Genomic DNA, 23,539 nt, shown 5'->3' with positions numbered 1-23,539 from the left:
TAAAGTTTATTTACATGAAAATATCTACACTATCAAGAATAAGGGAAGTTGTTTTGAAATCGTATAGTTCTATAGTACTAATTTCGCCATTTTTATCAAGTAATTTCTTTTTTCGACGAATTTTTCAGGAAGTTTTGTAGATTGATGGCGCCTTTCCAATAGAATAGCGACCCTGCCATGACCACAACAGCCATGATCAGATACAAAACGCTTCCGCCGTAAGCTACAAGCAAAAACCCGCCTATCCACGGTCCCATGAAATGGCCGACATTCGTTAAGGTTTGAGCGCCAAAATATGTGCCTCGCATATGCTCGGGAGCTAGCTTGTCAATCAGCATGTTCGCCGCGGGATAATTTAAAATTTCGCCAAGCGTGAAGATCCCCATCGATACAATCATCGGAATCAGCGAATGCGAGAACGCAAAACCCACATCTCCTAAAGCAAACATCAAATTGCCAAAAATAATGGCGGCAAGCGGCGTATACTTATTGGAAATTCGAGTAAGCGGTATTTGTAAAGCAATGACCACAATCGCATTAACACTCATAAGGACTGCGAACATTTTGACGCCATCGGTGAAACTTTGCTCCAAATACTGCGAAAGAGTCACCATGACCTGCGAGTATCCGATCGCCCCGATGATCCCGCCAAGGATGTAGTAGCGAAACGTGACATCGCTGCGGATGACACGCAATGCGGAGGCGAACGTAACCGGTTGTTTCTTCTCTCCTTCGATCTGCTTAATGCCAAAAACGATGAGGAGAACGTATAGCGTAACCGCATAGATCAAATAAACAATTCCAGTTAGCAGGAATGGCAGAGACCCGTCCATCGTAGCAAAAAAGGCACCTAACAAAGGACCGACAGCTACACCGACATTAATGGCCATGTATCTCATCGAAAAAACGCTTAGCCGTTTGGCCGGTTCTGTCAGATCCGCCATCAAAGCTTGCGAAACCGGCTCGTAGAACGAGCGGCACAGACCGTTTAACATATTGAGCAGCATGAATAAGACCGGTAGTTTTACGAAACTGAAGCCGACAAACACAACGGCCCATCCGAAAAGAGCGGCCAGCATAATGATGCGTCTGCCGAATCGGTCCGATAAGTTGCCGCCGATAAAGCCCCCGACCGTTCCGGCCAAAGCTCCCATCCCAATGACAACTCCGATCATTACCGCGCTCATGGATGTATGTTTGGCTAAGTAGATCGCCAGAAAAGGCAGACTCATGGAAGACGCCGCTCTGGCCATGACGGTCCCCAAAATTAACGTATGTACAATCGGATGATAAGAACCAAGAAAACCGCGTAATCGATTCATCTGCCAAAACTCCTCTTGCTGCTAATTTACCAAAGGTTAAGATTATGAGATTAAGAACTCATTATACACGAAAAGCGGCAGTCCGTGTCCTTATTTCTTATTTTTTGTCGAACAAAAAAATTGGATCCCCGTACTCGAACGGGAACCCAGCTTTTTTACTCTCTTACTATGGTACCAATTGCCCATTTCAGCAAGCTGCTATAGGGAAGGACTGTCACCTCATCCGGGAAGTTATACGTTTCGCTGCTGACCGCTAACGGATAAGCCTCTTCGGTTTTGCACTTCACCAACTCGTAGGTTCTGCAGAAATAGCATTTTTTCTCATATACTGTTACGGCATCTACGGCAGAAATCCTGTCATAGTCTATCCTCGTCATAGGAAAACCAAGCCCCGTACCGATCAGCTTAACAAAACTTTCTTTCATCACCCAACGCCAACAAAGAAAGACGGCAGGGTCTTGAACACGCAGAAGCTCTTTACTTTCCGAAGGGGACAGAATGCTTTCTGCCAGCTGTGCAAACCGGGGGTCCTGCTTCTGAACATCGATTCCAACCTCACAAGAGGCCAGAACAATGGCAACCCATTCCCCTGAGTGAGAGATATTAAAGAAAATACGGGGCCAGTCGTAAAGGGCCGGTTTCCCTGAGGGGCTGTAGATGACACTCGTTTTGCTTTTATCCATACGCAGCTCATGCCGAAGCACATAGTGGAGCAAAATGTCCCCTGCCATCATTCTTTGCTGTTGATGCTTTTGCAGACATTTGGCAATTTTGGCCTTTCTGCCTTCATCGAGGAAGGAAGCGAATGAACGCCAAATGTCAACTCCCGTGCGATGACAAATCCTCGTAGCTATTACCTTCATTTGCATAGCGTTCTCCATATTGTGTGATCATGCGGCTGATGAATTTAGCATCCCGGTGTACCCATCCGATCAACGCCGATCCCCGGCAAGACTGCCAAGGCAGGCCTACAAAATACAACCCAGGAATCCATGTAACTCCCCGCTCATGAATGACCGTTTGATTGTGATCGAAAATCTCGGGAATACATATCCATGGATAGTCGAAACGAAAGCCGGTAGCCCATACTATCGTACTCGCTTCATGAAAAGACCCGTCTGCAAAAGAAACCAGTCTGCCACTCGCGCTTGTCGCTCTGGTCAATAGTTGGACCCTTCCGCTGGCAATAGCCTTTCTCAGATCAAAACCATAAAGCGGATCTTTCTTTTTCATGAACCGCCGCCCAATCCATGATTTCGGACTCTTGCTTAGCAGCCCAATCCTTTCATACCACCAAAAAAGGCTCCTGCCAAGCAAACGGTAAGGCAGATATTGAATTTGATGACCAACTGACAAATAAACTTTCCTCTGTTGAGAAATCTCAAGTGCAATCTGTGCGCCGGAATTCCCCCCGCCGATCACGAGCACATCCCCCTGTTCAGGAAGCATTTCAAGATTACGATAATTTGCTGTATGTATTTGAAACACTTCCGGGCTTAGAGACTGTGCAAGGGGAGGAATGAAAGGAGTTTGAAAAGGGCCTGTCGCCACAACGACTTGTTGAGCCAACCACGTCCCTTTGTTAGTCGTGATTAAGAATCGCCCCATAGCGTAAGAGAGCCGCCTTACTTGGGTTTCCAACTGGACGGGTATGGCAAAATGTTCTTGATATTGCTTTAAATACGCCGCCATCTCATCCTTTGCCGGATAGCCCCAAGGATCTCCCTTCAGGGGCAGCCCAGGCAAACTGCTATACTTACGAGGCGTAAAAAGGGTTAACGAGTCATATCTGTCTTTCCACGAATGCCCTATTTCCGGGCTATGATCCAAAATAATAAACTTCCGCGACTCCGAGCGTAAATAATACCCTGTCGAAAGACCTGCTTGCCCTCCGCCAATGACGACGACATCGATACTTTCCAAAGCAACTCCCCCAATTAACAAAAACAGGTTATGCCAGTTGACTCCCCCGAATGATTGCCCGCTATTTTCCAACACGATTGATGATTCCACGGGTAGCCCGGAAGCATATGAGATACTTTCCTATGTACGGAGCTTTCAGGCACATAGAGACCTTTAACAAACAATTGACACTGCAGCTGCAGTTTGCCAATTATGCTGCTGCCGTTGCAGACGATTAGTGAGTCTTCCTTCTGCGGCATCCAGGCAGGAGCTGACGAGATGCATACAACAACTTTTCCTCGAGTCTTTTCCGCCTCTGGTTTAACTAACGCAGGATAGTCCTGACGGATCAGCCGTTCGATGGCTTGCGGAAGTGACAATTGACCTTCCACGACCAACGCAGTCATACAGCCAACGCCCTCGCCCATGCAGCTTACAGGCTGCACTCCCCAATGCCGGAGCATCACAGCATGTGCATATTGTTTCGCAAAAGTTCGCCAATCTCCGAGACTCTGCAAGGACTCCGGCGCCAGTTGACGGTACAATTGGCTTACAACAAAATAAGCTTGTTGAAACACAGCATCGCCATTTAACTCTTCCAGCCCTGCATCGGCATCGCTCGTATCATGAGCCGGGAAATAATATACCGTCTGAGGCGGATTAGAAAGCACATGGCCATAGCTTTTCCACGGCAGGCTGCTGTCAGGTGTACTCACCTCATCCTGCAATGCTTTCATTAATGCCTCCTTAGATGATGCTGCAATGGCCAGTCTATGTTCATGATGCTTCCTGCCCTGCAGCAGCGTGGAACAAATAGATGGAAGATCAGGCTGACTAACATGCTTTAACCAGTCCGCATACGCTAGAGCCAAAGCCGATAAGCCCTCTTTTCTCGCTGCAGACAGCGTAAATAGGAAAGGAGCACTTTCCGCTTGCACCGGCAATCTGTGAGGCGGCCTGCCAAGAACAACATGCGCATTGGTTCCGCCAAAACCGAATGAACTGACGCCGGCATAAACCTCTTTCCCAGATCGAAGGTCCACACATTGCGTGGGAACTATAAACGGAAAGCTCTCATGCGGAATTTCGGGATTCCACTTCTGAAAATGCAAGCTCGGCGGAATAATGCCATGTTTCATGATAAGTGCCGACTTGATGAGTCCGGCTATTCCAGCTGCAGACTCCAGATGTCCGACGTTGCTTTTCACCGAACCGAGATAGACGGTACTGGTCCTGCCTCTTTCTTCGGCAAGCACTGCTCCCAATGCTTTCACTTCAATGGGATCGCCCAAATAGGTCCCTGTCCCGTGAGCTTCAATATAGCCAAGTTGACCAGGCTGAATTCCCGCGTTCGCATACGCCGATCTAAGCAGTTTCTCTTGGGCGGATTGATTTGGCGCAGTGATTCCATTGCTGCGCCCGTCCTGATTGACCGCACTCCCGGGAATGACGGCATATACCTCATCGCCATCCGCTAATGCCAGGGTTAGCGGTTTAAGTATGACGATCCCGCAGCCCTCGCCCCGAACATAACCGTCAGCCCGAATATCGAAGGTTTTACAGCGATCGTCCGCTGCAAGCATCCCCGCTTTACTCAAACTTGAAGTTACGGCATTGGAAAGAATAACATTCACGCCACCGGCAACAGCCTGTTGGCTTTCCCCCGACCATACACTGCAGCAGGCTTGATGTACCGCAACAAGCGAAGAGGAACAAGCCGTATCAATCGCCATGCTCGGTCCTTGAAGCCCCAGAAAATAAGACAGGCGATTAGCCGCTATGCAGAGCGCACTGCCTACGACCGAGTGAATATGCAGCTCATCCGCAGCTTCGAGCTCTCTCCTTCCATAATCGCTGTTGGAAATTCCGATAAATACGCCGGTACTGGTATTAACCAACGACTCCGGCAATATCCCTGCATCCATCAACGCTTCCCAGGCAACCTCAAGCAGCAATCGTTGTTGCGGGTCCATTCGGATTGCTTCCCGATAGGATAGGCTAAAGAATGGATAATCGAATCCATCGATGTGATCGAGGTAGCCGCCTTGGCGATCTATTTTCCGTTCACCCAACTTCTCTCGCTCTGCAGGATAATCGCGGACGGCATCCAAGCCTTGAAGCAGGAGCTCCCAGAATTCCCCGCTGCCAGAAACAGTAGGGAACCGGCATCCTATGCCAATAATGGCAATAGGATCACGTTGGCTTGGCACTTCGCGTGATGAGGCAGCCTCCTGCTTCCATTGATGCCTTTCATCCCTCCCCAAATAACCACACAATTCATGAATACTGGGGTAATCCCAAAATAACGTCGGGGAAACAGGCATATTAAGCGCTGCTCCCAATTCACCCGACAACAGCATGGTTTTTGCTGAATCCAACCCATAGGAGCTGAATGGTTCATGAATGTCAACCTCCTCTTCCTTCCGGTCAACGAGGAGAGCAATTTCACTTTTTAACCACTGCAACACTTCATTCGAGTTCATCATTGTTTCCTCCGAGCAGGATGCGCTCAACCTTGCTCAAGCTCACCTGTTTCATACCGTTTTTTCGTTAAACTGCGTTGAATTTTACCGCTGGAAGTCTTAGGAATCGTCCCTGTTCGAATCAACAGGAGATTGTTCAGGTGAATATCAAATTGTTCCCATAAGGCTCTGCGGGCCGCAGCCAACACTTCATTCTGAAGCTGCGTGTTTCTTTCGCCGGCTGCTTCTTCTTCCTTGCAGCGGCTCCTGAATTCCCGGTTGAGCTCGGCTACGACGACAATTTCTTCGGTCCCGTCCGAACATTGCCGCTGAAAGGCTGCAATATATTCCTTGCGCACTGCCGGATGGCAATTCTGTACGGAAAGCTCGATATCTTGCGGATATAAATTGCGGCCATTGACAATGATGATATCTTTGATTCTGCCTGTGATGAACAGTTCGTTGTCTTGAATAAAACCCAAATCGCCTGTGCGCAGAAAACGCTCGCCTGGGAAATTAGCCAACTCGCCATGAAAAGAGAGCTGCGAAGCCTCTTCATTCGCCCAATAACCTTGCGCTACGCTGGGCCCGCTCACCCAAATTTCTCCCACCATTCCATCGCTGCCCAAGGTGCCGTACTTATGACTCACGATAAGGATTCGCTGCTCGGGAACGACGATGCCGCAAGCAACAATGGCTCGGGCATTCGCCGACTCCTCAGCAACAACTACGGCAAGATCCAGTTCCAGACTTTCAGCATCAAGCCATAATGTCGTGTACGTTTGTTCCCGTTTATATCCAGAAATGTATAAAGTGCCTTCTGCTAATCCGTACGATGGCGCGAAGCTGTTAGCCTGAAACCCGTAGGGCACAAATGTGCGAATGAATTTCTTTAAGGTGTCTTCTCTTACCGGCTCCGCACCGTTGAAAGCCAATGCCCAGCTGCTAAGATCGATATCTCCGTCTATTTCCGGATTGAATTTCTCAGCGCACAGCTCGTATGCAAAATTCGGCGCACCGCTATACGTTGCTTGGTAACGCGTAATCGCTCGCAACCAGCGGATGGGCTTCTGCATGAAACTCACCGGCGACATATACACAAGCTCGCACCCTAAATATAAGGACATCAGCAATTGTCCGATCAATCCCATGTCATGATATGCAGGGAGCCAATTCATAATCCGAGTAGCTTCGGAGAGCTGAAAATACTTAGCAATCAATGACATGTTATGAATTAAATTGCCATGGCTTACCATGACGCCTTTGGGATTTGCCGTGGAGCCTGAAGTATACTGCAAGAACGCAATATCATCAGCCGTGCATGGCATGCAGTAAAATCCGCCGGTCGGGGCAAGATGATCCGTAGCTATAAGCTCCAAACGAGAAAGCAGCGAATCTTGGCTAGCACTTGATACTATGTCTAAAATCAGCTTGTCTGTGGAAAGCGCGATCTCCGTTCCCGCACTTTGGATAATCGCATCAAGTCTCGGCGTAGGACGCCTCATATGCGGAGGGTATGCCGGAATTGGAATCACTCCCGCATACAGACATCCCATGAATCCGGCAATGAACTCCAGCCCGGGCGGATAAATCAGCAGTACTGTCTTATGTTTTCTGCCGTACTTGCGAAGAGACGAAGCGATCATCATAGCTCGTTTGTTCAGCTCAGCTGCCGTCAAACTCACTTCTTGATTTTCCCCGTCAACCAAATAGGTGTACATCTTAATATCCGGAGTGACTAATGCCCGATATTGGAGCAGGTCCACAAGATTCGAATGAATAGTCGCTTTCAATAAGCCGCTGCCCATAATCTCCCTCCCCGCACTTATGAAATGGATGACGCGATACGATCGTATACATAAGCCGTTAGCGTATCAACAGACTGAAAATGGTGCCGCAGTTGGTGGAGCTTCGTTCGGTCCATGTGAAATCCGAATTGCTCCTCAATCCCCCCGGCGATATAGAAAGCCTCAACCGATTCCAAACACAGACCCTCGCCGAATAATGGCGCATGATCGATAATGTCTTCCGGAGCAATCCCTTTTAACTCCAAATTTTCAATGATAATTTTTTGTTTGATCACCTTGGCAATGGCTGCCTTATCATAAAGCCGTGATTCATTATCCATAGGAACTATCTCTCCTTATCATCAACTAGCTTGGCATACAATGATAGAAATGGACGAGTGACTGCTCCATACACTGTAGAAAATACTCAACATCCGACTCTTTCGTAAATGCCCCCATGCTTATGCGCACTGACGAGCGTATTTCGTCCTCATCCAACCCCATTTCTTGCAAAACGTAGGAGAGCTTTTTCTCTTGATTTGAACTGCAAGCGGAGCCGACAGAAACAGCAATGCCGAAGCGTTGATCCAAATAAGCGGCTAAAGCTTCTCCGCGAATACCGGGAATTCCGATATTCATGGTATTGGCCAACGTACTGTCCAAGTCCATGGACCCGTTGATCTTTAGATTTGGAACAAGCAGACGCAGCTGATCAATCATCCGATGTTTGTACGCAAACAGTCTGGCCTGCACGAACGCCATATCCATCTGAGCCAAGCGGCATGCTTCCGCCGCACCGATCAAAGAGACCACATTTTCGGTTCCGCTTCTCAAGCCCCTCTCTTGTCCGCCTCCGTGAATGAGCGGTTCCAACGCATACGCTTTATTTACGTACAGTCCCCCAACCCCTTTGGGACCGCACAATTTATGAATCGAAAAAGATAACGCGTCGACCCCCAACTCTTGCAGGCGGATTGGCATTTTCCCGACAGCCTGAACGGCATCCGTGTGGAAGAAGATGCCTCTTGATTTGGCGGCTGCGGCTATTTCTTGAATCGGTTGTATCGCACCTGTTTCATTATTAGCCAGCATGATCGTTATCAATTTGGTGTCCGGCCGAATTGCATCTATCACCGTTTGCGCGGAAATACAACCATTTTCATCAACAGGAACGTTTGTCACCTCGCCGCCAGCTGAATGACACCAATAACGAAGTGTTTCCCGTACGGACGGATGCTCAATGACAGAAGAAACGGCATGAAACGGGGACCCTAACCACCGGTTCAAGTACCCTTTAATCACCCAGTTATTGCTTTCGCTTCCACCCGAAGTGAAGTAAAGTTCATCCGGCTCACACTGCAAGAATGCCGCAATTTGCTGCCGTGCCGAAACTACCGCATCTTTGGCGCTCATGCCAACATGGTGAACGCTTGACGGATTGCCGTAGATGTCCAAAGCTTGTGTCATAACTTCGCGTACAAGAGGATGGAGCGGCGTTGTTGCATTATAATCAAAATAACGGCCAATCACGGCTTACACCCATCTGGAACATGGAAGGAGTCAAACAGTTTATTCAAAATATCCAAGCAATGCTTCTGGTTAGGCTCCAGCTCGCCAAGCAGCTCCGCCCTACTTGAAGGCGTCATGCCGCAGAATTCATCGATCGCTTTTCCTTGAACACTTTCGCTAAAAATGCTTGCTGTCGCGATCGACGTTGCACAGCCATACGCCCTATACTTAATTTCCTTTATTTTGCTTTCATGAAAATTCACAGAAACATAGATCGTATCGCCGCAGACCGGATTGCCAATTCGAAACGCCAAATCAGGATCGATAATATCGCCGATATTTCTTGGGTTCATAAAATGATCAGAAATGATTGCATTGTACATGTTTGAATTACTCTCCTTTTGTTAGGTTGAGTATCTCGCTATCCAATAGGACATTGCGTAATTCTTGCTTCCTTATCCGACATGAATTTCTCCAAATTGATTGCGCAGCAGCCTATCTCGGCCCCTTTGATGCGGTACATATAGTTCACGACCTGTCCCTTCCTGCCGCAGGGACATGGATTTTTATCCATATACACAAGATCGTCTGTCAAAATGAAACCCGGATACGATAACGAAGTAGGGTCATAAACAACTAAGCGTCCCGGCTCGCCCAGCGCCACCTCTTGATCGAATTGATCAAGACTGCGTATGGAGAAATGAACCCATGGGGGAATATGCTTGGCATGATGCTCACATTCGATGGCCATGAAATTCGTTTCGACCAATCCGAACATATCGCGAACTTGCCCTTGGTGAATGCCAAATGTTTGCGCGGTTTGCTCATAAAATTCAAGACGGTTAATCTCCCTGCCTGTGTAGCTCCTCCAACCGCCAAGCGTAATGATTTGTGATTGCCTGTCGAGTTGAATTTGGCGCCCATGTTCATGGATATAGCGTGATAGCCTTTCGACCAAGAAGGGCGGGCCGATAATATGACGAGTATGTACATGCTGCCAATCATTCAATTGCTGGAGGGCAGCCTCTGGATCAAAAGCATGACCGCTAATAAAAAATCGGCTGGAATCCAGCAATCCGGAGAACATGTTGATCAGCTTCACTAAGCCCATCTCCGGCATTTCTTCGGCAGATGGCGCCAAATAGACGCCCGCTCCGCCGAAAAATCGAAACATCTCGCGAAACATGGAGAACATACTGAGCACGCTTCGCGTCAGGGTTTGTTCGTCTCTGCGCGAGATGCTCGGTATTCCGCTTGTCCCCGTGCTTCTCAACTCATGCTCCACATCATGAATCGGCTTCGTTAATAGGAGTTGAGCATTGACGTCCTTGAATTTCCCGATTCCAATGGCCGGAATCAGAACGACATCTTCCATGCGTTGAATATCCGGCAAAGCCACCTTCTTCTCTTCGCAAATCTTCCGGTAAAGGGCATTATGCGTATAGTGATACTGAAAATTATGTTTAATTAGCTCTAGTTTCATCTCGTTATGCGACTCAATCGGCAATTGATAAATAGAACCGATAGACGCAATAACGCTGCCGACGGGATCTATTCCCATCTTTATCGATTCTTCAAATAACTCACGATATGAAGACATCATAAGCCCCCTTTGTTTTGGGTGAATTCCTCGTTCTTCCTGTTTAACAATACGAATGAAACCACCATAAATCCGATAGCTAAGAGAGCACCGCTCAAGTAGGCATGTTGAAACCCCGCCGTCCTGAATACGGGCGATGCACCGGCAGATTCAGCAGCCCTCCCGGCACTAACCGAGACGAATAGCGCAATTCCCATTGCCCCGCCAAGATTACGGAACATAGCGAAGGTACCGGAAGCTATATTCAATTGTTCTTCGGGAATGGATAGCGTGCTGAGCGTCAAACTGGCAATGGCTATTATGCCAATCCCAAATCCCGCCAAGGTCAGACAACCAATAAACAAGCCTATTGAAGAAGATTGCAAAGGAAGTGTTCCAAGCAGAACAAAACTAAGGATTGAAACGGCATACCCGATCGTAAGAGGGATTGAACTGCCGATTTTATCGATCATTTTACCTATGAAAGGCGCTATGAGCAGTAAACTGACAGATAATGGCGTCATGAGAAGGGATGCTTTGAGTGTGCTGAAATACAGGATGCGAGTTAAAAACAGGGGGGAAATCAACATGGTTCCCATTAACAGGAGACCGCCTAGCGTATTAGATAAGAGTCCGGTAACATAATGATGATTTTTAAAAATGGCTAGCTCCAATAAGGGATTTGCCCGTTTGGTTTGGGTCCATATAAATCCGCCAATCAGGAGTAAGGCGATCAGCAGCTGCCACCAGACGACCGGGCTCAACCAACCATGCTCCGCCACTTGCAGGAATCCGTTAATGCAGCAGAATAAGCCGATACTAAGCAAAATAGTGCCCCACCAGTCAAGTTTACCGGGCTGTAGTTGATCTTGATAAGATGTTAAAGCATTTCTTTGCAGAAACAACGCCATAAGGATAACAGGAATATTCAAATAAAATACCCAATGCCAGCTGAACGCTTCTGTAATCAAACCGCCAAGACTCGGCCCTACGGCAATTGCCAATGCGCCAACCGCGCTCCATATCCCCATAGCCGCTCCTACTTTTTCTTTGGGAACGATTGATCGAACCAAGCTCATGCTGGCGGGAATGGCCATTGCACCGCCGATCCCTTGGAGCGTCCTTGCTGCGATGAGAAGCGAAGCATTAGGAGCTGCAGCACATAGCAGCGAGCTCACCATGAATAACGTCAGTCCTAGTGAAAACAGCCTTTTCTTCCCGTAGAAATCTGCGATTTTCCCCATAAAGATGAGCAGAATCGCGACTGTCATGGTGTAGGCGTTCATGACCCATGCCGCCGTTTTTAGAGAAATGGCGAATTGATCGATCATCGTAGGCAGTGCTATATTGACAATCGTACTGTCAAGAAAGATAACAAATAAACCTAGACTAATCACGATTACCTGATACATTCCTGATGCTGTGGAGGGAGAACTTTTTCGTTCAACTTGCATCTGCAACTCACCTTCCGATCCTGATGTAAGCCATTCAACCGTCTTTGCAGGCAAGCAGCGAGTCCAACGTTGGTTGAATGGCTGTTAGACAAGCGCTTACCTCATTTCGACCGTTTCCGCATCTTGCTGATGACGAAAAACGCGCAGCAGCACACCAGCAAACATCCAACAACAACCATTGTGATCGTAGACACTGTACCTCCTCCTTTCACGGTTCACTTCCTCAGAGCTTCTAATTCGAAGCTACGGCATCCGAATGATAGTCAAAAGCGTTAAGCGCATTTATTCCATGCGTCAAGACATAACCTGCATTGGCAACACCGCCGACAAGCAGCCCTTCCATCAGTTCTTCCGCTGATCCGCCTAGCGCCTTAAACTTACGGGTGTGGTTGTCGATACTATACGCGCAGCCATTCACATGAGCGATCACAACTGCAATCAACTGTTTCGTTTTGGCATCGATAGCCCCATCCGCCATAGCGGTGGATTGGAATTGTTCAAAAGCGGCGAAGGTTTCTGGACGAGTTTCTTTAACCTGCGGCAGTTTGCTTGCATTACTCGTTGCATACAGCTCATTGGAAACGAGATCATGCATGGTATTCCATGCGTTTACGCTATGAAACAGCACCGTTTCCGCATTCACTGCGCCTGCCACAAGAATAGCTTCCACCACTTCTTCAACCGAGCCCTCCAGTTTCTTGAATTTTCCTGTGTGAACGTCAATGCAGTAAGGACACCCTGTGACATGCGTCACGGCAACGGCAATTAATTCTTTCGTTCTCGAAGCAATCGCTTTCCCGGCAAAAGCTTCCCCCATAAACTGAAAAAACGCTTTGGAGCCTTGAGGCACAATTTCTTGCAATTCTGCAACTCTTTTCAAATTGCTCCGCTCATACAAAGAATTAGAATGATTCATATTCATTTCCATATTCCTCCATTTCTTCGATTCGAATATTATGATATCTAACTTATTTTTGGATGTCAACACATATATATTTCGACTTTATTTTGTAAAATTTTTATAAAAATCCACACTTTTCGTACGAAATACGTTATAATTACCGTTGTAATCGTATATAACCGATTTATTTTAATTTAGATATCTAACTATATATTTAAAAAAACGCCTATAATCAAATTAGAAGCGCCCGCCAACCTAGCCTTGAAAATTGCTGTCAACACGCTTCATCCAATGCAGCATCAAAGCGATCTCTTGCTCGGAAAAACCTTGGCGTATCATCTTCTCGCCTTCCTCCACGATGGCCAAACAAGCCTCTTTAATCGAGGAGCCCTTCTCTGTCAAAAAAATCCGATTAATACGGGTATCCAACTTATCTTGCACGCGTTTGATCATCCCTCTCTCTTCTAAGCCGCGCAGCAGGAAGGTCATGGAGGCCGGTTGTATACCGAGAATTTGAACCATATCTTTCTGGGTGCAGCCTTCTTGTTCCCATAGAATCATAAGAACGCCGAGCTGAGAGTTCGTGACGCCCTGCTCATCCAGCCGCTGATCCAAATAATTGCAGGCATTGCGGTAATTCTTTTTTAACCAAAATCCAATAGACTCATGTAGTGTAGCTTTCATGTTGGTTCTCCCTTTACAAGTTGCTTCTCCGTTATATAGCCATTATATACGATCACCTCACTGATGAACATATTGGAAGCAAGCAGACTCAGCGCTCACTTCTGGACATTTTCCACTTCGCATGCCAATACGAAATCCAACCAGCCGTATAACAGATAAGACAGCCGAAAAACTTTGGCTTGAGCAGTGATTTTTGAGGATTGATCGGGCACGATTTCATGGTTGCACCCCCTTCCCCGCGATTTAATTAGATATCTAAATATATAGTAGGGCACAAAGAGGTTTATGTCAATATTTCCCACAAATAAAGGCACCTTCCCATAGGAAAGCGCCTTTATGTTCAACCTTATGCATCATTACTCGTCAAATCATTGGCAGGAATCGAGAGCCATGGACGATCGCTCCGCCAGTTGACCTCTACCTCCGTCTCGAAAAAGGAAGATAAGCCGGCGCTTGTCAGCACATCGCGTGACAGCCCCTTCGCAAACACCTCACCGCGGCGGATCAATAAGGTTTGATTGAAAATCGGGATAATTTCTTCAATGTGATGCGTCACGAACAATAATGTCGGAGCATCCGGTCCTTTCGCCAATTCTTGAATGCTGGACAACAAAGCTTCCCGGGAAAGAAAATCGAGTCCATTCGTGGCTTCATCCAAAATCAGCAGCTTCGGGGAAGCCATTAACGCTCGGGCGATCAGAAGCTTTTGCTTCTCTCCCTGCGAGCAGGATTGATAAGTGCGATCGTATAAATGCATGCAATTAAGGCGCTGCATAAGCGCTCTGGCTTGCTCGAAATCCGCCTCGCTCGGTTTCTCATACAGCCCGATGGAGGCATGCTTTCCGCTGATGACGACATGCTGGGTTTTGTCGGAGGCATACAGCTTCTCCTGCAGGGAAGAGCTTACCCAGCCGATCATTTTACGCAGTTCTCTTAAATCAACCGTTCCAAACGGATGACCAAGTACGGACATATGCCCTTGGCTCGGCCAGATGTAGCCATTGATCATATTCAGCATCGTCGTTTTGCCCGAGCCGTTCAAGCCCAGAACAGCCCAATGCTCCTGTTTGGACACCTGCCAGTTCACTTGGTTCAATATCGTTTTATTGTCTCTGTACCAAGAGACATTGTTCATCTCAATAATCGGCGTCATGTAGGATTACCTCGCAATTCATCATGCTTTTACCGCGTTTTGCGGCAAATCAACTTGGCTCAAATTCAGTTTTTTATCGGAGGGAAGGAACGCGGCCAACAGCCCGATTAACGGCAGGAAGGCACAAAGCTTAATGACGAATGAGATGCTCGTCGCATCGGCAAGTGTGCCCAGCACAGCTGAGCCTATTCCGCCTAAACCGAAAGCAAGGCCGAAGAACAGGCCTGAGACCGTGCCCACTTTGCCGGGCAGCAGCTCCTGAGCATAAACGACAATGACGGAGAAACCGGAAAGCAGAATGAACCCAATGCACGCACAGAGCACACCTGCCCAAAATAAATTGGCATACGGTAAGAGCAGCGAGAACGGAGCCGTGCCCAAAATCGAAAACCAGATCATGTTCCGTCTTCCGAATCGGTCCGCAAGCGGTCCGCCCATGAACGTGCCGACTGCTCCGGCAGCAAGCAAGGTAAAGATGAACAACTGCGCTTTTTCAACGGAGAGTTGATCGTGCTCGATTAAATAAAAAGCATAGAAGCCTGTCATGCTGGCCACATAAACGAACTTGGAAAATAAGAGCATGATCAAAATCGTAATCGCATAAGCCACTGTTTTACGCGGCAGCGTTTGTTTCAAGACCGCTGTTTTCCGTGATGAAGCAGAACGGCCGCTTCCCGCCTTGCGATACCATTTGGCTACGAAAAATTGGACGACAATCGCCGCCGCTGCGACTAGCGAGAACCAGATAATGCCGAATTGCCCGAACGGTACGAAAATCAGGGCTGTAAATACGGGAGCGAGCGCCTGGCCGATGTTGCCGCCGGTTTGGAAGATTGACTGCGCAAGCCCTCTGCGGGGTCCGGCAGCCAAATAAGCTACACGCGACGCTTCCGGATGAAGCACGGAGGAACCTAGACCGACAAGAATAACGGCCCCGAGCACTTGAACGAACGAAGACGCTACGGCGAGTAAAATCACGCCCAAAAGCGAGAAAAACACACCTGCGGGCAGCAAAAACGGCTTAGGTTTTGCATCGGTATACAGTCCGATCAAGGGCTGGAACATGGAAGCCGTTACGTTCAGCGTAAAGGCAATCCACCCGATTTGCGTAAAGCTGAGCTGGAGCGAATTATGAAGAATCGGAAACATAGCGGGAATAACGGATTGAATGGAGTCATTCAACAAATGGACTAAAGAGATGGAAAATAAAATCGCATAAACCGTTTGATTGCGTGCTGAAATTGATTCTGACATTGGTGCCAGCCCCCTTCATCATATCATCTGACGTTTAAAATGACAGGAGAGTAAATCTACTCCTTGTTTACATATTCTTTAAGCTGTGTGACGGTCTCATCCAGATTTTTCAAGGTCCAGTACTCGGCTGCCGCGACATCCTTATCTTTGATCGCTTGGTACATGTTCTCGTGGTACAAATGGTGGGGATCGTGTACCGTCTCGACACTTACCAGTTTATGCGACGCCTCCAAGAGCGCGGAAGTGAAGGAACGATACAAGTCGATGACGATGCTGTTTTTGCTGGCGATGGCGATGGCAAGATGAAATTTCACATCATAGCTTAAATACGTGACGGTATCGCCTTTCTCCAAAGCTTCAAACCGTTGATCCAGCGCACTGCGCATTTGCTCAAGGTCGTTCTCGTCGCGGCGCTCAGCGGCTAATCGGGATATTTCCAGCTCGAGCATCTTTCTCACTTCGTACACTTCGAGAATCTCGGCTCTGCGCAGCCGGTGGTCCAGCGGCTCCTGCATGACTGACTGTGCTTTCAAAAAAGTGCCGAAGCCCTGCTTTTTCTCCAGCAGACCGGCATGCACCAGCACCCTAACCGCTTCGCGGATGGTCGAACGGCCGACAGCGAACTGCTGCATCAGTTCCGGCTCCGTCGGAATCTTGTCGCCAGGCTTAATTTCTCCTTCCGAAATTTTCTTCTGCAGTTGATTCACCACATCGTCAACCAGCTTGGGTCGGTTCAGCGGCTGAAAAGACATTTTCGAATTCATCTGATCATCTCCTGTTTGGAAGAGTATAGCATAACTGATCTTGATTTTTCCAGATTAATTTTAGCATTCCCTAAAAAAAGAAAAACACTTCCCCGAGCTCTCTGAAGGAAAGTGCTTGCCGCCTTGACAGACTGCTTTTTAACTGGAACCACAGCTTGAACATGACGAACAAGAGGAGCCGGACGAACAGGAAGAGTGTGATGAGCAGGAACTGCCTCCCCCTTGATCTCCGGAGCTGTCATTGTTCCCTCCGGAATCCCAAGTGCCCCCGCAGCCCGATGAAGAACAACTGCTCTTATCTCGCGGTTCTACAGGTGAATTCTCCGGGAAGCTGGCATTCATATCGCTCGCATAGCTTGACGGATTCTGCATGGAGAAGAACATCATGGCGCCTGCGAGATAAACCATCGAGTTCGGGTTTGACATTGAATGTTCCCAGCCCGTATCCTCCAAACGGCGGCTCTTTGCGGCATTCCTTGCGTCCAGAACGGCTTGCTCAATCAAGAGGCGTATCGTTTCAGCGACCTCAGGATACCGGCGGGCTTGCTCCATATTGAACAGGCTGGCGGATATCGCATCCGCTTGGCCTTCACGGAGCAGCTCTGTGCGTTCAGCATCCAGCGGATTGCGGAAAAATCCGTTCCAGCAGCGCTTGCTGCTCGGCGCAAATTCAAACAGATGGGCATACATCCAATCAAACCAAGCGCGCTCTCCCGGGAGCTGCTTCGGTTCGCGTTCCGGAGCATGATGGATGACGCCGCCGGCGAATTGTTCACCGAATCTGTGATATTCCCGGGTGAACATCAGCATTTCATGCCAGATGTCATCAATCTCGCTGCTGAACATCGGCGTTTGTTTCATAATAAGGTTCATCAAGAAATAACGTTTAAGTTCAAACCATTTGCAGGCAAATTCATCGTCGGACATGCCCGGATTTTCTGCTTTTACCCGATATTGAAGCCTTTCGATAAAGTCCGGCGCAATGGAGCTCTCCAGCTTAGCTGCGACGCGCTCAAGCGGAATGCCTTCCAGCAAGCCTAGGCCTTGAGGCAATTCCGAGGCACGGAAGACTGGCTTAGCAGTACGTTTACCAAGTTGGCTGCGTTTGGACGGTTTAGGCGATTTTCCGAATAAAAAACGAAACATAAGCATCCCTCCTTTTTCAAATATACCACAGCCTTGTAAAGAGAAGAATAAGGCTCTTGGAAAACATTGCCTAGTAGGCCTATAATGAAAAAAAGGAGGCGTGCATAAATGAAAATAGCAGTCACCGGCGGCAGCGGGTTTATTGGAAAACATTTAATTGCGTACTTGCTTCAGCAAGGCCATGAAGTGATCAACATCTCGCGCACTCCCAAAAGCAGCGTTAGTGGCGTTCAAACGGTCACATGGGATCAACTGCAAAGCCATTCTGCTGGAATTACGGAGCTTGACGCCATTGTAAATTTGGCAGGCGAGTCCATTAATCAACGCTGGACAGCTGCGGCAAAGCAAAGAATTCTGAATTCCCGTTTACAGGCTGCTGAACAGGTAGCTCAGCTTGTTGAACGTATGAACGTTAAGCCGCAGGTTGTCGTCAACGCCTCGGGCATGTCCGTTTATGGCACGTCGGAGACGGCCACCTTCGATGAGCGCAGCCCGCACAATGCGACGGATTTCTTATCCGGTGTCGTTGAGAAATGGGAACGCGCGGCAGATCACATCCAGGGACCCCGCATCGTGAAAGTCCGCGTCGGACTTGTGCTGGATGGCAAAGAGGGCGCATTCCCCAAAATGGCCCTGCCTTATAAGCTGGGCGTTGGCGGCACCATTGGCAGCGGCAAGCAATGGCTGTCCTGGATTCACATCGAAGATATGGTGAGATTGATCGATTTCTGCATACGGAACGAGTCCATCAGCGGGCCTGTCAATGCTACGGCGCCAAGTCCCGTCACGAATAAGCAATTCGGAGCGGCACTCGCCAAAGCGCTGCACAGACCGAATTTGTTCCCACTCCCCTCTTTTATGATGAAGCTCATTTTCGGGGAATTGTCTGTCTTGCTTCTGGAAGGCCAGAAAGTGCTGCCCCGCGTACTGCTGCAGCATGGCTTCGATTTCACCTATACATCCGTTGATATCGCGCTGGCGGATATCGTGCAGCAATAAACCCAGACTTTCGAGCGACTCGAAATCTGGGTTTCCTCTTGTCCGAATTTTTCTCAAAAAAAGCTTTTCAACTCGATTAAAATTGTATAAAATTAAATTGTACAAAATAATTATGAGAAGGTGATTCTTTTGAGCGTTCATCAATTTACAGCCCGGACGATCCGCGGTGAAGAAAAGTCGCTTGCCGACTACAAGGGTCAAGTGCTGCTTATCGTCAATACCGCGACCAAATGCGGATTCGCTCCTCAATTCAAGGGACTTCAAGAGCTTCATGACACTTATAAAGATCAAGGTTTCAACGTATTAGGATTTCCGTGCAATCAGTTCAAAGACCAAGAGCCTGGCAGCGATGAGCAGGTTGAGCAGGCATGCCAGATCAATTTCGGCGTCAACTTCCCCTTGTTCTCCAAAATAGACGTCAACGGCGCTGACACCCATCCGCTCTACCGCCACTTGAAGCAGCAGGCTTCCGGACTGTTCGGTTCGGGCATCAAGTGGAATTTCACGAAATTTCTGGTGGACCAAGAAGGCAGCGTCATCAAACGATTCTCGCCGACCACCACGCCGCGCAAAATTGAAAAAGAGATTCAGAAGCTTTTAGCGAAGTCTGCGGTTCATGCTTAGTTTTCCCAATAAAAAAACCGCCTGGATACCCAGACGGTTTTTGTTATTTCACATATTTTTTCGCTTTTTCAATCGCTTCGTCTTCGGTTGCTCCAGTCACATATCGGCCATTAATGAATATAAAAGCAAAACGAGAACAAGGGCCGCAGTAAGACTTGCAGGCAACTTTGACTTCAGCATCGGGTGCAATGACTTTAATTTTTGAAAGTGCGGATTTCACCTTCATATGTTTGCATTTATCACAAATGCGAATATCATTGCGCATTAGTGATCTCCGTGGTTCCCCTTGCTTGGGTTCGTAATCATAAAGCCTTCTTCTGGTGTGTAGAAGTAGTCGATACGGATGCCGTCAAGCAATGGTTCACTTCCGTCAAGTAAAACATCGATGCCTTTATCGGTGCTTACAACGACGTCTTTGGCAGTTTTATCGTCAAGACCCAAACCATAGTGAGCATGGTCGCCATGTTGATGAGTCACTTGTACACGAACCAATAGGCCTTTGTTTTCTTCTTTATCAAGCTCTAGTTGAAGTACTTTCGCTGCATTGCGGGAAATTTTGACTTTCATATGTACACATCTCCTGAAACAATAATTTTTATTTCTTATTGTAAAGAATCTAAGACACGAAATCAACCTTTGTCCGCGTCTAACTTGAAAGCGATTCACAAACACCGTAAAAGCCGCCTTGCTATTGCTAATTGGCTTCACGAACTTTAAAATACATAGTAGTGAAAATATTCTACCCTAATTACAGGATGGTAACTTACTTACTTTGTAGATAGTAACGTACATGCCAATTGGAAAGGACGCGTTTCTGATGTCAACCCTTGAGAATGATAAAGTCGCCCCACTCAGCAACTATGTTCCTAAAGTACCCAAAGAAATCGAATGCTCCATTGAACGGACACTTGAAGTGATCGGCGGAAAATGGGCATTTCTCGTCCTTCGGGAATTATTTTGCGGTACGAAGCGTTTCGGCGAATTGCAGCGTCAAGTGACAGGAATCAGCCCGAAATCCTTAACCGATATTCTGCGTCATCTCGAAGATCATGGCGTTTTAGAGCGGATGGCTTACCCTACTGTTCCTGTTACCGTAGAGTATACATTGACACCTAAAGGCCAGGATTTGCATCAAATATTAAAAGAGATGAAGCTATGGTCTGCAAAGTGGACATAATGAATGAAATATCACCAGAGGAGTTGGACATAAGTGATTACGATCAAAACCAAAGAGCAAATAGAAAAAATGGGCAAGGCAGGGCGCATACTGGCAGACTGCCATAAAGAAATCGCCAAAATGATTCGCCCCGGCATCACAACCTGGGAAATCGACCAGTTCGTAGAAGGCTTTCTGGCGAAGCACGGCGCAACACCTGAACAAAAGGGCTATCACGGTTACCCTTATGCGACTTGCGCATCCGTTAACGACGTCATCTGCCACGGCTTTCCGAAGAAAGAGGCGCTGAACGACGGCGATATCGTCACGATTGACATGGTGGTGCGAATTGATGGCTGGCTGGCAGACTCCGCTTGGTCCTATGCCGTTGGAAACATCTCTCCAACCGCCGAGAAATTGCTGAAAGTAACGAAAGAGTCCTTGTACAAAGGCATTGAACAAGCAGTTCCAGGCAACCGCATCGGCGATGTCTCGCATGCCATTCAAGTGTACGCGGAATCGCACGGCTTCTCCGTTGTCAGAGACTTTATCGGTCACGGAATCGGCTCCGAAATGCATGAAGAACCGCAGGTTCCGCATTACGGACCGGCAGGCAAAGGACCGCGTATCAAAGAAGGCATGGTTTTCACGATCGAACCGATGCTGAATGTCGGCAAATTTCACTCTAAAGTCGATGCAGACGGCTGGACAGCAAGAACTTACGATGGAAGTCTGTCCGCTCAATATGAACACACGATTGCGATTACGAGCCAAGGACCGGTTATTTTGACGGAACAATAAACCCATAGTCCCCGGAGGAACATGCATGATTTCTTTTTACAAGAAATATTGGAGAACTGCTTTTGACATTGCTCTCATTGTTCTAACCGTCTACTTATTCATGCTGTTGTTCAGCTATTTGTATCGCATCGCTACGCCTATCTTTCTGGCTCTGATCATTTTCATGATGATCGAGCCTTTAGCTAGGTTTCTGAATCGGAAAGGAATGCGCAAGTCGATTGCATCTGCCATTTCGACCATCCTCTTCGTCTTGATCATCTTAGGCGCACTAACCGGTGCCGCCGTTATTTTCACAAGCCAGATCATGAGCCTTGTCGATAAAGTAGACGACTATCAAGCTATCTTCAATGACCAAATCGTACATAAAATCAGTGAATTAAATGATCGGTTTCAAACATTGCCTCCCGATGTCATTGTCAAAGCCAAAGAATATGCCGGGCAATTCGCAGGGAACGCTTCCAAATTCATCATATCTTTCTTATCCGGACTAGTAGCCTCGCTGACTTCCTTTTCTACCTTCATGTTCAACTTCATCGTCGGAATCATATTGGCCTACTTCCTCAGTATTGAAATCGATTCTTGGAAACGCCTGGCCAGCGAGAAAACGCCGAAAACGTTCAAATCCGTTTTCTTTTTTCTCAAAGAAAATGTCGTAAAGGGCATCGTTTCCTATGTAAAAGCACAGTTCAAGCTCATAAGTTTGACGTTCATCGTCATCTTCATTGCCCTGCTTCTGCTAGGCGTTAATAACGCTTTTTCCATCGCTCTGCTCTCTGGTGTCTTCGATGTTCTGCCGTTGCTGGGAGTTTCAACCTTGTTCATCCCATGGATCATTTATCTGTTTATCGTGGGACAAACAACACTGGCCATCTGGTTAAGCGCCCTGCTGCTTGTCGTCATTCTTGTCAGACAAATCATGGAGCCTAAGATCACTGGGGAATCGCTAGGCGTTTCGGCGTTCACGACGTTAGCTTTTATGATCGTATCCCTTTCCTTATTTGGCGTCGCGGGTGTCATTCTTTCGCCGGTCTTGATCATTCTACTCAAAGCCCTGTATACGCAAGGATACTTTCAGCGCTGGATCCGCAAGCCGGAAGACGAGTACGCTCAAAGCAGACTGCCTAATGCCGGTCCTTAATTCAAAAGCTCTGCCTCCATTCGTATGGAAGGCAGGCTTTTTTAGTTATACGCGATACATGCTTCGATACACCGAAGGAGCCATCCCTATTTTTTGCGTAAACACGCGGCTCAAATAAAATCCGTTTTCAAATCCGCATTTTGCAGCGATGGCATCCAAGGTTAATGGGGACCCTTCCAGCAAATGGCGCACCCTCGTTAAACGCATTTCGTTCAAAAATTGCGAAGGCGTTTGCGCAAAAGATTTGCGAAACCTGCGTGTCAACTGCACCGGGGTGAGCTCCAGACTTTCCGCCAAATCCAACATGGATAAGCTGCCATACGCATGATCCGTCAAATATTGGCGTGCTTTTTCCATTAGATCGTCGCGTTCTGAGGAAATTCCGTCTTTGCTGTCCCGCTCGATGATAACCAATCGGAGCAAATCGCTGAGCATATGCTGTTTATGCAGCGTGCTCTCTTCGTCCCAACCGGACATCTTTTTCAGATAATGGTAATTGGAAGCCAGTCTCTCCCTGTCGTTAACGGCAAGCTTGCCGCTCCATATGCCCGCTTCCTCCGCGCTTGGCTCTGAAAGCCAGACAAATTGCAGAAAATGAAACGACAACGGCTCCAGTGTGCGCCTTTGAAAACCAATATGAGGCGGACATACCACGATATCGCCGAATCCCGCTTCCCCCTTTTGCTCGCCGATCCCATAAAAGAATCTTCCCTCTTCCACGGCAAAAAGCGTCCAGCAGGGATACGTGTCTTCGTCATACATAAACTCCGCTTTTTCGTGCCAATACACGTGGGAGAGGAGCTTCAAAGCCACATCGCGAACGGCCATGCCCACCACTCCTTACGAATGAAATAAAGTATATGTTTATTGTAATTGACTGCATGTTCATTGGGAATAGAATCTT

General features: G+C 47.8%; 24 protein-coding genes. 5 read left to right on the top strand and 19 right to left on the bottom strand.

What is annotated here, in order from left to right:
* Positions 1-95: 95 nt before the first annotated feature.
* From AC3WRW_RS04855 to AC3WRW_RS04780, 16 genes are all read right to left on the bottom strand, one after another.
* Positions 96-1,322: an MDR family MFS transporter gene (locus tag AC3WRW_RS04855; protein ID WP_492545233.1), complete on the bottom strand. Its 1,227-nt coding sequence runs from the start codon at positions 1,320-1,322 to the stop codon at positions 96-98.
* Positions 1,323-1,477: 155 nt separating this feature from the next.
* The gene (locus AC3WRW_RS04850; RefSeq protein WP_492545232.1) at positions 1,478-2,185 is read right to left on the bottom strand and encodes a 4'-phosphopantetheinyl transferase family protein; all 708 of its coding nucleotides are present in this window, start codon (positions 2,183-2,185) and stop codon (positions 1,478-1,480) included.
* Positions 2,142-3,245 (bottom strand): flavin-containing monooxygenase, encoded by a 1,104-nt coding sequence (locus AC3WRW_RS04845; RefSeq protein WP_492545231.1) that lies wholly within the window; start codon positions 3,243-3,245, stop codon positions 2,142-2,144. Before AC3WRW_RS04845 ends, AC3WRW_RS04850 begins: the two co-directional genes overlap by 44 nt.
* A gap of 14 nt (positions 3,246-3,259) precedes the next feature.
* Complete coding sequence (locus AC3WRW_RS04840) at positions 3,260-5,707, bottom strand: type I polyketide synthase (protein WP_492545230.1); 2,448 nt, start codon at positions 5,705-5,707, stop codon at positions 3,260-3,262.
* 26 nt (positions 5,708-5,733) lie between these two features.
* Entirely contained in the window at positions 5,734-7,494 is a 1,761-nt protein-coding gene (locus AC3WRW_RS04835; protein ID WP_492545229.1) for a fatty acyl-AMP ligase, read from the bottom strand.
* 17 nt (positions 7,495-7,511) lie between these two features.
* On the bottom strand, positions 7,512-7,814 hold the full coding sequence (locus tag AC3WRW_RS04830; protein WP_492545228.1) for an acyl carrier protein: 303 nt from the start codon (positions 7,812-7,814) through the stop codon (positions 7,512-7,514).
* A 25-nt stretch (positions 7,815-7,839) separates the two neighbouring features.
* Positions 7,840-9,003 (bottom strand): cysteine desulfurase family protein, encoded by a 1,164-nt coding sequence (locus tag AC3WRW_RS04825; RefSeq protein WP_492545227.1) that lies wholly within the window; start codon positions 9,001-9,003, stop codon positions 7,840-7,842.
* A complete protein-coding gene (locus tag AC3WRW_RS04820; protein WP_492545226.1) occupies positions 9,000-9,365 on the bottom strand; it encodes an iron-sulfur cluster assembly scaffold protein in 366 nt (121 codons plus the stop codon). The genes AC3WRW_RS04825 and AC3WRW_RS04820 overlap by 4 nt, the downstream gene beginning before the upstream one ends.
* Before the next feature lie 38 nt (positions 9,366-9,403).
* Entirely contained in the window at positions 9,404-10,582 is a 1,179-nt protein-coding gene (locus AC3WRW_RS04815) for a LuxE/PaaK family acyltransferase (RefSeq protein WP_492545225.1), read from the bottom strand.
* Positions 10,582-12,015: an MFS transporter gene (locus AC3WRW_RS04810; protein ID WP_492545224.1), complete on the bottom strand. Its 1,434-nt coding sequence runs from the start codon at positions 12,013-12,015 to the stop codon at positions 10,582-10,584. The genes AC3WRW_RS04815 and AC3WRW_RS04810 overlap by 1 nt, the downstream gene beginning before the upstream one ends.
* A gap of 232 nt (positions 12,016-12,247) precedes the next feature.
* Positions 12,248-12,937: a carboxymuconolactone decarboxylase family protein gene (locus tag AC3WRW_RS04805; protein WP_492545223.1), complete on the bottom strand. Its 690-nt coding sequence runs from the start codon at positions 12,935-12,937 to the stop codon at positions 12,248-12,250.
* A gap of 234 nt (positions 12,938-13,171) precedes the next feature.
* Positions 13,172-13,600, bottom strand: coding sequence for a MarR family winged helix-turn-helix transcriptional regulator (locus tag AC3WRW_RS04800; RefSeq protein ID WP_171683670.1), 429 nt, complete (start codon positions 13,598-13,600; stop codon positions 13,172-13,174).
* Positions 13,601-13,946: 346 nt separating this feature from the next.
* Positions 13,947-14,753, bottom strand: a complete 807-nt coding sequence (locus AC3WRW_RS04795; RefSeq protein WP_492545222.1) for an ABC transporter ATP-binding protein — start codon at positions 14,751-14,753, stop codon at positions 13,947-13,949.
* A 21-nt stretch (positions 14,754-14,774) separates the two neighbouring features.
* On the bottom strand, positions 14,775-16,007 hold the full coding sequence (locus tag AC3WRW_RS04790; RefSeq protein ID WP_492545221.1) for an MFS transporter: 1,233 nt from the start codon (positions 16,005-16,007) through the stop codon (positions 14,775-14,777).
* A 56-nt stretch (positions 16,008-16,063) separates the two neighbouring features.
* Positions 16,064-16,771, bottom strand: coding sequence for a FadR/GntR family transcriptional regulator (locus tag AC3WRW_RS04785; protein ID WP_492545220.1), 708 nt, complete (start codon positions 16,769-16,771; stop codon positions 16,064-16,066).
* 138 nt (positions 16,772-16,909) lie between these two features.
* The gene (locus AC3WRW_RS04780) at positions 16,910-17,917 is read right to left on the bottom strand and encodes a UCP032817 domain-containing protein (RefSeq protein ID WP_492545219.1); all 1,008 of its coding nucleotides are present in this window, start codon (positions 17,915-17,917) and stop codon (positions 16,910-16,912) included.
* A gap of 108 nt (positions 17,918-18,025) precedes the next feature.
* Between AC3WRW_RS04780 and AC3WRW_RS04775 the strand changes: the two genes are divergently transcribed.
* Together AC3WRW_RS04775 and AC3WRW_RS04770 are read left to right on the top strand one after the other, a co-directional pair.
* Positions 18,026-18,916 (top strand): TIGR01777 family oxidoreductase, encoded by an 891-nt coding sequence (locus AC3WRW_RS04775; RefSeq protein WP_492545218.1) that lies wholly within the window; start codon positions 18,026-18,028, stop codon positions 18,914-18,916.
* Between the two features lie 129 nt (positions 18,917-19,045).
* Complete coding sequence (locus AC3WRW_RS04770) at positions 19,046-19,540, top strand: glutathione peroxidase (RefSeq protein WP_492545217.1); 495 nt, start codon at positions 19,046-19,048, stop codon at positions 19,538-19,540.
* Positions 19,541-19,583: 43 nt separating this feature from the next.
* On the opposite strand, the gene AC3WRW_RS04765 is transcribed toward AC3WRW_RS04770, so the two are convergent.
* Positions 19,584-19,805 carry a YuzB family protein gene (locus AC3WRW_RS04765; RefSeq protein WP_127454674.1) on the bottom strand — a complete coding sequence of 74 codons (222 nt, stop codon included), beginning with the start codon at positions 19,803-19,805 and terminating at the stop codon, positions 19,584-19,586.
* On the bottom strand, positions 19,805-20,107 hold the full coding sequence (locus AC3WRW_RS04760) for an iron-sulfur cluster assembly accessory protein (RefSeq protein WP_171683677.1): 303 nt from the start codon (positions 20,105-20,107) through the stop codon (positions 19,805-19,807). The genes AC3WRW_RS04765 and AC3WRW_RS04760 overlap by 1 nt, the downstream gene beginning before the upstream one ends.
* A gap of 250 nt (positions 20,108-20,357) precedes the next feature.
* Here AC3WRW_RS04760 and AC3WRW_RS04755 point away from each other — a divergent pair, with 250 nt between their 5' ends.
* From AC3WRW_RS04755 to ytvI, 3 genes are read left to right on the top strand one after another with little or no spacing between them, the layout of a single operon-like run.
* Complete coding sequence (locus tag AC3WRW_RS04755) at positions 20,358-20,717, top strand: winged helix-turn-helix transcriptional regulator (RefSeq protein WP_167060660.1); 360 nt, start codon at positions 20,358-20,360, stop codon at positions 20,715-20,717.
* Positions 20,718-20,750: 33 nt separating this feature from the next.
* A complete protein-coding gene (gene map / locus AC3WRW_RS04750; RefSeq protein ID WP_492545216.1) occupies positions 20,751-21,497 on the top strand; it encodes a type I methionyl aminopeptidase in 747 nt (248 codons plus the stop codon).
* A gap of 25 nt (positions 21,498-21,522) precedes the next feature.
* Positions 21,523-22,635 carry a sporulation integral membrane protein YtvI gene (gene ytvI / locus AC3WRW_RS04745; RefSeq protein ID WP_492545215.1) on the top strand — a complete coding sequence of 371 codons (1,113 nt, stop codon included), beginning with the start codon at positions 21,523-21,525 and terminating at the stop codon, positions 22,633-22,635.
* 45 nt (positions 22,636-22,680) lie between these two features.
* Here the strand turns inward: ytvI and AC3WRW_RS04740 are convergent, their stop codons facing one another.
* Positions 22,681-23,463, bottom strand: coding sequence for a helix-turn-helix domain-containing protein (locus tag AC3WRW_RS04740; protein WP_492545214.1), 783 nt, complete (start codon positions 23,461-23,463; stop codon positions 22,681-22,683).
* Positions 23,464-23,539: the final 76 nt, after the last annotated feature.

Source organism: Paenibacillus sp. FW126-R14 (assembly GCF_058789495.1).
This window is presented reverse-complemented; position numbering and strand designations above follow the sequence as displayed.

Coding starts and splice junctions, on each gene's coding strand:
- AC3WRW_RS04855 (WP_492545233.1), bottom strand. CDS start 1,322: ATGAATCGATTACGCGGTTTTCTTGGTTCTTATCATCCGATTGTACAT.
- AC3WRW_RS04850 (WP_492545232.1), bottom strand. CDS start 2,185: ATGAAGGTAATAGCTACGAGGATTTGTCATCGCACGGGAGTTGACATT.
- AC3WRW_RS04840 (WP_492545230.1), bottom strand. CDS start 5,707: ATGAACTCGAATGAAGTGTTGCAGTGGTTAAAAAGTGAAATTGCTCTC.
- AC3WRW_RS04835 (WP_492545229.1), bottom strand. CDS start 7,494: ATGGGCAGCGGCTTATTGAAAGCGACTATTCATTCGAATCTTGTGGAC.
- AC3WRW_RS04830 (WP_492545228.1), bottom strand. CDS start 7,814: ATGGATAATGAATCACGGCTTTATGATAAGGCAGCCATTGCCAAGGTG.
- AC3WRW_RS04820 (WP_492545226.1), bottom strand. CDS start 9,365: ATGTACAATGCAATCATTTCTGATCATTTTATGAACCCAAGAAATATC.
- AC3WRW_RS04815 (WP_492545225.1), bottom strand. CDS start 10,582: ATGTCTTCATATCGTGAGTTATTTGAAGAATCGATAAAGATGGGAATA.
- AC3WRW_RS04810 (WP_492545224.1), bottom strand. CDS start 12,015: ATGCAAGTTGAACGAAAAAGTTCTCCCTCCACAGCATCAGGAATGTAT.
- AC3WRW_RS04805 (WP_492545223.1), bottom strand. CDS start 12,937: ATGAATATGAATCATTCTAATTCTTTGTATGAGCGGAGCAATTTGAAA.
- AC3WRW_RS04800 (WP_171683670.1), bottom strand. CDS start 13,600: ATGAAAGCTACACTACATGAGTCTATTGGATTTTGGTTAAAAAAGAAT.
- AC3WRW_RS04795 (WP_492545222.1), bottom strand. CDS start 14,753: ATGACGCCGATTATTGAGATGAACAATGTCTCTTGGTACAGAGACAAT.
- AC3WRW_RS04790 (WP_492545221.1), bottom strand. CDS start 16,007: ATGTCAGAATCAATTTCAGCACGCAATCAAACGGTTTATGCGATTTTA.
- AC3WRW_RS04785 (WP_492545220.1), bottom strand. CDS start 16,771: ATGAATTCGAAAATGTCTTTTCAGCCGCTGAACCGACCCAAGCTGGTT.
- AC3WRW_RS04780 (WP_492545219.1), bottom strand. CDS start 17,917: ATGTTTCGTTTTTTATTCGGAAAATCGCCTAAACCGTCCAAACGCAGC.
- AC3WRW_RS04775 (WP_492545218.1), top strand. CDS start 18,026: ATGAAAATAGCAGTCACCGGCGGCAGCGGGTTTATTGGAAAACATTTA.
- AC3WRW_RS04765 (WP_127454674.1), bottom strand. CDS start 19,805: ATGCGCAATGATATTCGCATTTGTGATAAATGCAAACATATGAAGGTG.
- AC3WRW_RS04760 (WP_171683677.1), bottom strand. CDS start 20,107: ATGAAAGTCAAAATTTCCCGCAATGCAGCGAAAGTACTTCAACTAGAG.
- AC3WRW_RS04755 (WP_167060660.1), top strand. CDS start 20,358: ATGTCAACCCTTGAGAATGATAAAGTCGCCCCACTCAGCAACTATGTT.
- ytvI (WP_492545215.1), top strand. CDS start 21,523: ATGATTTCTTTTTACAAGAAATATTGGAGAACTGCTTTTGACATTGCT.
- AC3WRW_RS04740 (WP_492545214.1), bottom strand. CDS start 23,463: ATGGCCGTTCGCGATGTGGCTTTGAAGCTCCTCTCCCACGTGTATTGG.